The 10,372-nt window shown below is 61.7% G+C and carries 11 protein-coding genes; 6 read left to right on the forward strand and 5 right to left on the reverse strand.

Annotation, left to right across the window (positions count from 1 at the left end):
• The first annotated feature begins 6 nt into the window (after positions 1–6).
• Both GGD63_RS36845 and GGD63_RS36850 read left to right on the forward strand, forming a co-directional pair.
• Positions 7–1,275 (forward strand): CCA tRNA nucleotidyltransferase, encoded by a 1,269-nt coding sequence (locus GGD63_RS36845; RefSeq protein ID WP_183249765.1) that lies wholly within the window; start codon positions 7–9, stop codon positions 1,273–1,275.
• The gene (locus GGD63_RS36850; RefSeq protein ID WP_183249748.1) at positions 1,272–2,033 is read left to right on the forward strand and encodes a TSUP family transporter; all 762 of its coding nucleotides are present in this window, start codon (positions 1,272–1,274) and stop codon (positions 2,031–2,033) included. Before GGD63_RS36845 ends, GGD63_RS36850 begins: the two co-directional genes overlap by 4 nt.
• 121 nt (positions 2,034–2,154) lie before the next feature.
• Here GGD63_RS36850 and GGD63_RS36855 read toward each other — a convergent pair whose 3' ends face one another.
• Complete coding sequence (locus GGD63_RS36855; RefSeq protein WP_246785803.1) at positions 2,155–2,571, reverse strand: cupin domain-containing protein; 417 nt, start codon at positions 2,569–2,571, stop codon at positions 2,155–2,157.
• A 143-nt stretch (positions 2,572–2,714) separates the two neighbouring features.
• Positions 2,715–2,930, reverse strand: coding sequence for a hypothetical protein (locus GGD63_RS36860; protein WP_246785804.1), 216 nt, complete (start codon positions 2,928–2,930; stop codon positions 2,715–2,717).
• Positions 2,931–3,162: 232 nt separating this feature from the next.
• Here GGD63_RS36860 and GGD63_RS36865 point away from each other — a divergent pair, with 232 nt between their 5' ends.
• From GGD63_RS36865 to GGD63_RS36875, 3 genes are all read left to right on the forward strand, one after another.
• On the forward strand, positions 3,163–4,197 hold the full coding sequence (locus GGD63_RS36865; RefSeq protein WP_183249750.1) for a transglycosylase: 1,035 nt from the start codon (positions 3,163–3,165) through the stop codon (positions 4,195–4,197).
• A 353-nt stretch (positions 4,198–4,550) separates the two neighbouring features.
• Positions 4,551–6,800 carry an ABC transporter substrate-binding protein gene (locus tag GGD63_RS36870; protein ID WP_183249751.1) on the forward strand — a complete coding sequence of 750 codons (2,250 nt, stop codon included), beginning with the start codon at positions 4,551–4,553 and terminating at the stop codon, positions 6,798–6,800.
• Positions 6,801–7,367: 567 nt separating this feature from the next.
• Complete coding sequence (locus GGD63_RS36875; protein ID WP_246785805.1) at positions 7,368–7,829, forward strand: DUF4440 domain-containing protein; 462 nt, start codon at positions 7,368–7,370, stop codon at positions 7,827–7,829.
• A gap of 194 nt (positions 7,830–8,023) precedes the next feature.
• Here GGD63_RS36875 and GGD63_RS36880 read toward each other — a convergent pair whose 3' ends face one another.
• On the reverse strand, positions 8,024–9,010 hold the full coding sequence (locus GGD63_RS36880; RefSeq protein WP_183249753.1) for an alpha/beta hydrolase fold domain-containing protein: 987 nt from the start codon (positions 9,008–9,010) through the stop codon (positions 8,024–8,026).
• A 29-nt stretch (positions 9,011–9,039) separates the two neighbouring features.
• A complete protein-coding gene (locus tag GGD63_RS40415; protein WP_246785806.1) occupies positions 9,040–9,333 on the reverse strand; it encodes a hypothetical protein in 294 nt (97 codons plus the stop codon).
• Positions 9,334–9,424: 91 nt separating this feature from the next.
• On the opposite strand from GGD63_RS40415, the gene GGD63_RS40420 reads away from it, so the two are divergent.
• Positions 9,425–9,883: a hypothetical protein gene (locus tag GGD63_RS40420; protein WP_246785807.1), complete on the forward strand. Its 459-nt coding sequence runs from the start codon at positions 9,425–9,427 to the stop codon at positions 9,881–9,883.
• A gap of 6 nt (positions 9,884–9,889) precedes the next feature.
• Here the strand turns inward: GGD63_RS40420 and GGD63_RS36890 are convergent, their stop codons facing one another.
• Positions 9,890–10,096, reverse strand: coding sequence for a YodC family protein (locus GGD63_RS36890; RefSeq protein ID WP_183249758.1), 207 nt, complete (start codon positions 10,094–10,096; stop codon positions 9,890–9,892).
• Positions 10,097–10,372: the final 276 nt, after the last annotated feature.

Here is a 10,372-nt window from a genome sequence, read left to right on the forward strand (position 1 = left end):
TGGATGATGAGCGCGGAGCCGATCCTTGCGCCGATTCTTGCCGATGCGCCCTGGCTGATGACAGGCGGGACCGCGCGCGTGCTGCAATTGCTCGGCGCCGATGGCGAGGAGGCGCGGGTGGTCGGCGGCGCCGTGCGCAACGCGCTGCTCGGCCTCGTGCCCGGCGACATCGACATCGCGACCACGGCGCTGCCGGAGGAGGTGATCCGCCGCGCCAAGGCCGCCGGCATCAAGAGCGTGCCGACCGGCATCGACCACGGCACCATCACGCTCGTCATCGACGGCCATCCCTATGAGGTGACGACGCTGCGCGAGGACACCGAGACTTTCGGCCGCAAGGCCAGGGTCGCGTTCGGCCGCGACTGGGTGAAGGACGCCGAGCGGCGCGACTTCACCATGAACGGCCTGTCGGTCGATGCAAGGGGCGTCGTCTATGACTATGTCGGCGGCATCGCGGATGCCAAAGCGCGCCGCGTGCGCTTCATCGGCGATCCCGGCCAGCGCATTGCCGAGGATTATCTGCGCATCCTGCGCTTCTTCCGCATCCACGCCGCCTTTGGTGCCGGCGAGCCCGACCGCGACGGCTATCTCGCCTGCATCCGGGGACGCGCGGGCCTCGCCAGCCTGTCGGCCGAGCGGGTGCGCATGGAGATGCTGAAGCTGCTCGTGGCAGCTCGCGCCTCCGCGGCCGTGCTGGCCATGGCCGACGGCGGATTGCTGCAGGCGCTGATCGGCGGTGTTGCCTATACCGGCCCGCTCGCCGCGATGATCGCGATCGAGCGCGAGCTTGGCCTTTCCGCCAGCAGCACGCGGCGCCTCGCCGCGCTGACGGTCGCCGTGACCGAGGACGCCAGGCGCGTCGCCGCGCGCCTGCGGCTCTCCAATGCCGAGGCCAAGGCGCTGGACTCGATGGGCCATCGCTGGTGGCGCTTGGCCGCCAAGGACGAGGCCCATGCGCGGCGGCTGCTCTATCGGCTCGGGCCTGAGCGCTATCACGATCGCGTGTTGCTCGGCTGGGCACGCGCCGGCGGCGAGGTGCATTCGCCGCGCTGGCGCGCGCTCGCCGAGCTGCCGCAACGTTGGACTGCGCCGAAATTCCCGCTGCGCGCCGCCGACTTCATCGCACGCGGCCTGGCGGAAGGACCTGCGCTCGGACATGTGTTGACGCTTGCCGAGGACGCTTGGCTTGCGGCGGATTTTCCCCTAGAGGAAGCCGCGCTCGCTTCCATCGCCGATCAAGCTGCGGCCCGCGTCGGCCGCGACGGGAAAACGTGACCATCGTTTCAGGCTTCGCCGACATCTCGATTTTTCAGCTTTTGCTGGTCGCGTTGATGGCGTTGTTTGCTTCGATCATCGGTGGTCTCGCCGGCTACGGCACCGGCGCGCTGATGCCCTTGGTGCTGGTGCCGCTGGTCGGCGCCGAGCCGGTGGTGCCGATCATCGCGATCTCTGCGATGCTCACCAATGCGAGCCGCGCTCTTGCCTATGTCCGCCATGCCGACCGCCGCCGCGCGCTGATCGTGCTGGCCTGCGCTGGCTTGACCACCGCGCTCGGCGCCTACGGCTATACGCGCCTCACCAATGCCGGCGCGGCGCTCGTGATCGGCACCATGCTGATCCTGAGTGTGCCGCTGCGCCGCGTGCTGCGACGGCGCCAGGTCAGGATCGGCGACACCGGCCTCGCCGTCGGCTACGGCGTGCTGGTCGGCGGCACCTCAGGCTCCGGCGTGATCCTGCTCTCGCTGTTGATGGCCGCGGGCCTCGAGGGCGCTTCCGTGATCGCGACCGATGCGATGATCTCGCTCGGCACCGGCCTCATCAAGATCTCGGTGTTCGGCCTTGCCGGCGCCGTGACCGCGCAGGTGCTCGCCTTTGCGCTTCTGATCGGTGGCCTCGCCGTGCCCGGCGCGTTTCTTGCGAAGGCGTTCGTCGAGCGGATGCCGGTGCACATCCACACCGCGATCCTCGACGTCGCGGTGATTACCGGCGGGCTGGTGATGATCTCGGCGGCGGCGAAGCAGATCATCGCGTAGATGATCACGGCGCGATTGGCATTCGCGCCTGCTCGTAGCCACAGGTGTGGCTTCTGAGCGCAAACCGGAAGTCGTCCGGGGTAGCCGTCATTGGCGGCTCATGCCCCCTAGGCGGACATCGCTACGGAGCCGGAGAAGCGAGCGGCTTTCCCTTCTCGACAACGTAAGTGGCGATTACTTTCGCGCCGTTCGGCCCAGCTTTGGCGTCGTGAATAACACCGGGTGCAAGTTGGTAGCTCTCCCCGGTCTTTACCGTCTTGTCTGGTTGACCATCCACCATGAGCACCATCTCGCCATCAAGCATAAAGCCTGACTCAGGACCTGGATGGGTGTGGCGTCCGATATTCACGTTGGGCATGACTTCAGCCATTCCAATTACGGTCTCATAGTTCGTGCCGGGCACGTCAAACTTCTGTAGTGGCGTCCGCTTTATTGTCGCGGTTTGCTGGGTCACCGCTGGCGAATTTTGCTGAGCCGCAGCGATATCAGTTATCGCCAACGAGACTACGGCGGTGCAAAGCAATAACCTGACAAGCATCGCTTCCTCCAAAATTCATGATTGAGAATGCCCGACCCTATCAAATTTTCCGGTCTTTGACATGCCTGAAACGGACCCAAAACTGACCTCAGCGGACACTTCGGCCGTGTCTGCAAGCGGACCTTGAGCAACCGTTTCATCCTTCACGCCCGCGTGCGGCGCCGTCGATCCCGATCATCGACCGATACAGGTTGTGCAGCGAGCAGCATCGTCAGCCGATAATCGGGCCAGCCCGCGAGTGACAGCGACACCTGCTGATAGTGCAGCACTCCCATGGCCGGATGATTGAACGCGCGTTCGCCGCCTTCGCGCGCCAGGACCCCCTGGGTCTGCCAGCAGCGCGAAGTCGGGGCTTGCAAGTCTCAATTCGTCGACGAGCCGGCGGACGGGTCGGAGTAGCCGGTGACGGCAGCGGCTTGGTGCGATCGCGGCGGGCGGGCGTCCTCGCCGAACAGGCACGAGCGGCGATAAGGGTGTCGCATTTTGGTAACAGCCAGCTTCGGTAAAGCATCAGCGTGCCCGTCTTGCCTTGGACAGCGGGGAGCATGGGTGTAGCGTTCGTTCGGGGACCCTGCCGCGGAGTTGGGGGCAATGAAAGCCTTGCAGGCCGCCTGCATCGTGGGTGTCATTGCATTCACGGGGATGATTCATGAGGTAAGCGGAAGCACGCCAGGGGCGAGCGTGCCGGACGCAATGCCGCAAGGGTCCGTGAGCGCCGGGACACCCGGTGCGCCGTCGTTCTCCGCCGCCGTACCGGAGGTTTCTTTCGGACCTGAAGCGTCGCCTGGAGCAGAGCCGGGCTCGGTCCCCGAGGCGGCTTCTGGTCTGTCATTGATGGCCCAAGCCAAAATCGATGACGATTCCATCGCGACGAAATCGGAAGCATTGGACCACCGTGATGCTGCGCAGCCGGAGCCGGCAACGCGCAATGCGTTCGATGATGCTTCCAGCGCCGCGCCGGCGAGCCAGGATTTCCGGTATCTGATCTATTACGTATGGTCCGAATATCCGCCCGCCGAGAAGCCGGCGGATATCGTGTTGAGGTCGCTCAAGAACACCCTGGTCGGAACGCCGATCGAGGAGATCAAGCGCGCGTCCGATGCTTTCGGTCTCGATTTCAATTTCATGAAGGCGGTCGCGAAGATCGAGTCCGGATTCGATCCCAAGCAACGCACCGGGTCGTATATCGGCCTGTTCCAGCTGAGTGAATACGAGTTCGGCAAATTCGGCTCGGGGCAGATTCGCAGTCCCCGCGACAATGCCGTTGCGGCAGCCTACAAGGTCATTACCGAAGGCGTGCTGTTCGAGTGGGTGACGCACCAGAAGCCGACCTTGAGCGATCTTTACCTGATCCATCAACAGGGCTGGGAAGGCGCCGCCGAGCACATCAGCCAACCCGATCGTATCGCCTGGAAATCCATGTGCGCCACCGGCGAGGGCAAGGAAAAAGGCGAGAAATGGTGCAAGCGCGCGATCTGGCGGAATACTCTTCCGGCCGTCAAGCAGGCGTGGAAATCGGTCGATAAGCTGACATCCGGCGCGTTCGTCGGGATGTGGCGCGCGCGGATTGCCGAACTCTATTCGAAATACATGGCCACGGCCACGGCCGAAGGGGTGAAGCAGTAGCTTCCGTTCAGTGGCCGGCTCCAGACAAGCTGGTCGCATTCGCCGACGAGGTGATCGTTCGCCCTGCGACACATCGAATTGGCCGTGCTCCACGGCGAGAACGAAAGCCGTTCCGAGCCATCCGGCGAAAGCTCGCGGTGTTCAGGCTGGGTATGCGAATGACCGCGGCTACGGCCCGACGGCTCTGACTTTCGGCTCCCCGCGCTTTTCCTTCATCCGCTTTGAGCGGTCGTGGATCTTGCCGGGGGCGATCGGGCAGGCTTGAAAAACGCTCTCAGCGGCGGCAATCTCCACCTGACTGAGGCCTCGATCTGGAGAATCTCGGCTTATGCCGACCGATGCGAGGATCGACGATGAAGCAGCGGCTTATCATGTGGCTTGCCGTTGTTGCGGGCGTCGCCCTGGTGCTCGGCGTCGCCTGGGCCGCCATCCTCTGGACCCGCCCGGAGCCTATTCGCATCGCGTTCGCCAATTCGCTCTCTGGCCCATCCGCCCCGGCTGGGACGGAAAGCCTGATCGCGATGCAGCTTGCAATCGACGAAGTGAACGCCAGGGGTGGCGTCAACGGACGGCCGATTGAACTCGTTCTGTTCGACGACGCAAGCGATCCAGCCGTGGCGCGCGCGAATGCGCAGGCGATCGCCGACAGCCCATGCGTCGCTGTGCTCGGCCATTATCTCAGCTCCGCATCGCTCGCGGCAGCGCCGGCATATAAGGATGCGCGGATTCCGGCGCTCACGGGAAGCGCGGCTGCCGACGATCTGACATCCACCAATGATTACTATTTTCGTGCGCTGTCGCCGGTCTCCGCACAGGCGCGCTCGATCGCAGAACATCTGCGCGCCGTGATGAAGGAGCCAAGAGTCCGTCTTGTTCACACGCGCGATTCCTACGGCAAGAGTTTTGAGCGTGGATTTGCGGCGGCCTATCCGGCGGAGCAGTTGCGTGTGTTCGGACTGGACGTCGCAGCAGGTCAGATCCGATCGATGGATGAGGCGCTGGACGCTGCCGCGCAGGAGCCCGGTCCCGGTGTCATCGTCGTCGGCGCGGCAGCCGACTATATCGCAGACATCGTCAAGGCGCTGCGTCGCCGCGGCATCAAGGGGACGATCATCACAACCCAGGGCGCGGGCCGCGAAAGCTATTTGAGAAATTTCGTCAACGAGCCCGAGGAACAAACGCGTCCGGGTTTCTTCAGTGAGAATCTGTATGCGGCATCGTCGCTGATTTTCGACAGCGCCGGCGTGGCGGCGCAGGCTTTCGCCGCCGACTACAAAGCGAGAGCGGGAACCTCCCCAAGCTGGGTTGGCGGTGGCTCATATGATGCCGCGCGCCTGATGATCGACGCGCTGAGACGAGCTGCCGTACATCCCCGGTTTATGGGGCAGGGGATTCAGAAACCATCCGACAGCAAGGTTGCGGATCGCGACCGGGTGCGCCTCGCACTGGCCGCGATCGACAGTCCGAAATCGGCGGTCGTCGGGCTGACGGGGCGGCTCTATTTCAACGCGAACCGCGACATTCCGCGCCCGATCCGAATGGGTTTCTTCCGTTACGGTCGGTTCGTCACGGCGCCGCTGCAACTCGTGCGCATCGATCAGCCGGATGGAATCGATCTCGACGCCGAACGGGAGAAGGGCCATGTCATCGCGTTCGAGGGGCGGCGCTATTGGATTCAACGCGTCGTTTATACCGGCATCGACATCATTCGCGTCAGTCGGATCGACGTGAAGCAAAATTCGTTCAACGTCGACTTCTATCTCTGGATGCGGTTCGCTGGCGACGATGAGGCGCAGACGCACGTCGAATTCCCGGCTTTGCTGGATCGCGGGGCGTTCGATGCAGCTCGGCCGATTCAGGCTGGACAGGAAGACGGTCTGAGCTATCGGCTCTATCGCATCAACGGCGATTTCAAGACCCGTTTCGATCTCCATGATTATCCGTTCGACACGCAGGAATTGCGTCTGCATTTCCAGAACGCGGAACAGCGGCGGGAACTCATTACTTATGTCATCGATCGGTTCGGCTTGCGCCTTGCCGACGACGGAAGCTCGCGGGCCGAGGACGGGGCCTATTCCGGACTTCCGCTTTGGCGATTTCTCGGACTGAACTATTTCGTCGAATCCATGTCCAGCGGATCGACGCTCGGCAAGGCGTCTTTGTTTGATGCCGAGGCAATGACGGAATTCGCAGGATTCGATGCGACCATCGTGCTGCGCCGCAGCTCCTCCATCTACATGCTGAAGAACCTGCTGCCGATGTTCCTGCTCGTGCTCGTCGTATTCGCGACGCTGTTCTTTCCCGAAACCATGTTTCGTGAACGCGTGACGATCCCAGTGACCTCGATCCTGGCGAGCGCGGTGCTGCTCGTAGCGGTGAGCAGCCAGATCGGCGATGTCGGATACACGGTGGTGGTCGAAGAGATATTCTACATCTTCTTTATACTATGCCTGATGACGATATTGGCGGGCTACAAACATGAAAAACTTCGGGGCACCGGCCGAAAGCGCGCCGCTGTTATTCTGGATCACGCAGCGCAGGTCATTTATGCCGGGACGGTGCTCGCTGTCATCGTCGTGCTCTACCGGCGTTATGCCTTGTGAGGCACGCGTTGATACCTCGCCGGTGCGCCACACCTTCTTGAAATTTGCAGCATGAGTCCGGATCTGTGAAGGGTTTCGGATGCCGGCCGCATGAGGGGCGGCGCGGCGCATTCGGCGGCCGGCGTCCGAAAGCCTCCAAGGGAGGAAACCGCGCGAGAGGAAACGTAAAACGGTGCGGCAGGCGCTATGGGGATTTGAGCGCCGCGGTCTCACGGTGACAGTGCACTTAATTCGTCGGCGCGGGCTTCGGTCAGGCACTTGCAGAGCTTAAGCGGGCCGGGTCAATTGAGCGTGCTGGAGACCGTAATTACGGACTGATCGGGATCGGCCACCGAACTCGGGGCGGTAGTAGTTCGGTTGGATTGCGATCCCCGGCGCGCTGCTTGCCACGCCTTGGTCGAGCGGATGCCGGTGCACCGCCATCCCAGATGTGGCCTTGATTGCCGGCGGACTGGTGATGATCCCGGCACTCGTGGGTTCGGTCCTCAATTATTGATTGTTGTGCTATCGTTGCTCTCGGCTCCTCAATGGGGAGGCCATTTCGTTCATTGATTTAATAGGGAGGGAATGAAAATGCGATTGTCTTACGTCTTAGGCTTTTTTCTCGCTGCATTCTCTGTGCCTGCGGCAGCCGCCGATGCAGACCAAAACCTCAAGCAGAGGGTTGAACAAATCGGCTCTGCGTACGCGGAAAGCTTCAATAAGCAGGATGGCGTAGGTATCGCCGCGCTGTTCGCGAATGAAGGCGTTCACGTTAATCCAGCAGGACCACGAACGGATATTGCAGAGTACTACCAAGGTGCGTTCAAGGCAGGACTTGATCACGAGGAGATAACCGTGGATCAGGCGTGGCCCCTCGGAACGGACGCCGCGCTCGCTATCGGCGGATACCGCATCACTGGCAAGAACCAGAGTGGAGCACCCATCGAAGTAGGTGGGATTTGGACGGCGACTTACGTTACCGAGGGCGGGAAGTTGAAGATTCGCATGTTGTCGGCGATGCCCAAGCCGCCGCAGCCTCCAAAGTAAGACGCGTCGCGGGCGACCGGGTTAGACCCCGGTCGCCGTCGCTTTCGTGATGAAATCTCATTGAACGTTTGCTGTTGGCGCTCAGGAATTACGGTGACAGTGCACCTACCTCAGACAGCACGGGCGTCGGTCGGCGCCTGCCGAGTTTGAAGCGGGCGGGTTAATCGAGTGCACTGGCGCCGCAATTGGGGGAGTCACAAACTAGAGCGCAAGAAATTTACAACCTCATCAGCGACCCTGTTGTGAATTGCGATCCGATCGACTTCCGGTGGATCGCTGCAGAGCGCATTGAGTGTGGGTGGGCAAGGAGCGAGAAAAACGCCGTGCCCACCGGGTATTGCGGCTTGGCGAGGGGCCGCCGGTAAGTTTCGGACCAATGACAAGGCATTACCGTCTGCCCTGAGATCCGATTGCAATGCACGATAGATCAAGATTGGCATCTTCAATGTATTCAGATCGTCCTTTCCAAAGGGCGCTCCGAGCGGTTCGAGGAGAACGAGCGCTTTCAATGGAATGGCATAATCCGATCTTCGACTTGGAATATTGGCCAAAGAATCATCCGTCGGTATGCCCTCGCAGGCTTTCGGATCGTCTCCATGTTCACGACAATATGCCGACAACAGCGCCAGATTTGGTTTCGCTCCCGCCATGATCAGCGTCACGGCGCCACCGAAAGAATAGCCCATCATTCCGATCCGGTCGGGATCGATGTGTCCGGAAAGACGCTCGTCTGCCTCAGCGGCCGCGAGCGCGCTGCGCGTTTGTCCTGGCCGGCTGATGAAAGGTCGAGGCGTCTTGGGGTAGTACGGCGCGACGACGACAAACCCTTCACGCGCCAAACGAAGTAGCAGATCATGATGCACCAACGGGGACCCCGCGGCGCTTCCATTTCCCTTCGCGAACAGGACAATGGGAAAAACGCTATCCGGCGCTATCGGACCATCTTGGCTCGCCCGGAATTTGAACGGGCCTTCTACTAACTCAGCCTCGGATGCCGCCGTCGGATAAGCAATCAGGACTTCGAATGGAGTCTCGGCCGGTACGCTGAGTCGCGAAATCGCAGCTCGGAATGGCTCGGCAGATGCGAACGAACTCAATAGCCAGGCTGCAGCCAACAGAGAGAGATGAATCGAATTGCGCAGATCTTCCTCCTCAATTCGCCAACAGTTCGAGCGAACCAATATCCGGTTCGCTCGAAAACGCCCCAGCGCTAGCGCTTTGATCGCTTGAGTTCGGCGACTTGAAACTTGTTGCCGGCGGAGAGGCTGCTGCAGATCCAGTAGGCTCTATTTCGGTAGTCGCCCAGGAACACCTTGGTCTCGACGCAATCCACGTAGGATTTGTGAGTGATGGTGTCTGTGCAGGTCGGCGAGAAGGGTGCATTGGTTTGTCCGCCGCCCGACTCGCTGCACCCGACCCAGGGATCCTTGCCGTGTCTGAAGCTTGTTTGACAGCCACCGTTGCAACTGCTGGCGACTTTCTCCAGCGCGGCAATCCTCGCCAATGGTGAACCCGGTGCTGACGACGGCGTTCGGCCGCTCGACGGTTGAGCAGTTGCCGATCGTATGTGGCGGGTTGACGAGCGAGATGCCCCGGTGTTGACCGCCTGCTTCGGCCTTGCCGCCTGCTTCGGCGCTTCGACCGTGACGGAGGGAACCTGGGTGGGGGAGCTTGTTGCGGTTTGCGACGCCGCCGGGCTGCACAGCAAGACCGTTGACAAGAAAGCGAAGGCTGAAGGCGCGACAAATCCTGACGACAATCTCATGATATGTCCTTTCAAGGACGGACATTCCGTCCCAATGTTTGCACGCCACCAAATGCTAGCCGAACCGCCCGAGCGTGACTACCGGTGGTTGAAGCGATTTCTGCGGATGACTGCCATGCACATGGTGACGGAGGAGAATGCAGGCTGCGTGCCCCAAGCGGTTGCCATGTCGGCCTCCGGCTCTTCCGTGACACTCAGTGATGTCCGCTATTGCGCTGTCGTCGGCGGAGAAGCGGACATCAGAAGCGTCGGAGCGGAACGCTCCGATCCGACGAGGATGCGGTTCTAGAGGCGCCTACTCCTCGTCTTCGTCCTCATCCTCGTCTTCCTCTTCCTCCTCTTCCTCCACCTGCACGAGCGCGGCGAGCGGCAGCGTCTCGCGGAAGAGATCGCCTTCCATGCCCATCCAGAGGCAGAGCACCTCGTCCTCCTTCACCTCCGCAACCGTCAGCGGCTGGCCGCCGGATTTCAGCATCACGACATCGCCGGTTTTCAAGTCCATGAATTGTCCTTTCGAGTTGATCGACCCCGGAGGAGGCTAGCAGGCGGTCATGACACGGGGAAAACGCAGGGCTATCGCATTTGAGAGCGTTTCCCTGTGGCCATCCTTGGAGACGCCCGCTTCAGGCGGGCTCCTCAGGATGAGGACGGAGTGCGCGGCAGCAGTTTCAACGGGCACTGACGCTGCTTAGCCTCATCCTGAGAGCGTGAGAATGATTCGCTTTTGTCGGGCGAGTTTCACCATAATAGGCGAGAAGGCAGCGAGCGTGGGCGATGC

The sequence above is a fragment of the Bradyrhizobium sp. cir1 genome (assembly GCF_014198245.1).
Classification (GTDB): domain Bacteria; phylum Pseudomonadota; class Alphaproteobacteria; order Rhizobiales; family Xanthobacteraceae; genus Bradyrhizobium.

Coding starts and splice junctions, on each gene's coding strand:
- GGD63_RS36890 (WP_183249758.1), bottom strand. CDS start 10,096: ATGGACTTGAAAACCGGCGATGTCGTGATGCTGAAATCCGGCGGCCAG.
- GGD63_RS36870 (WP_183249751.1), top strand. CDS start 4,551: ATGAAGCAGCGGCTTATCATGTGGCTTGCCGTTGTTGCGGGCGTCGCC.
- GGD63_RS36865 (WP_183249750.1), top strand. CDS start 3,163: ATGAAAGCCTTGCAGGCCGCCTGCATCGTGGGTGTCATTGCATTCACG.
- GGD63_RS36875 (WP_246785805.1), top strand. CDS start 7,368: ATGAAAATGCGATTGTCTTACGTCTTAGGCTTTTTTCTCGCTGCATTC.
- GGD63_RS36855 (WP_246785803.1), bottom strand. CDS start 2,571: ATGCTTGTCAGGTTATTGCTTTGCACCGCCGTAGTCTCGTTGGCGATA.
- GGD63_RS36845 (WP_183249765.1), top strand. CDS start 7: ATGAGCGCGGAGCCGATCCTTGCGCCGATTCTTGCCGATGCGCCCTGG.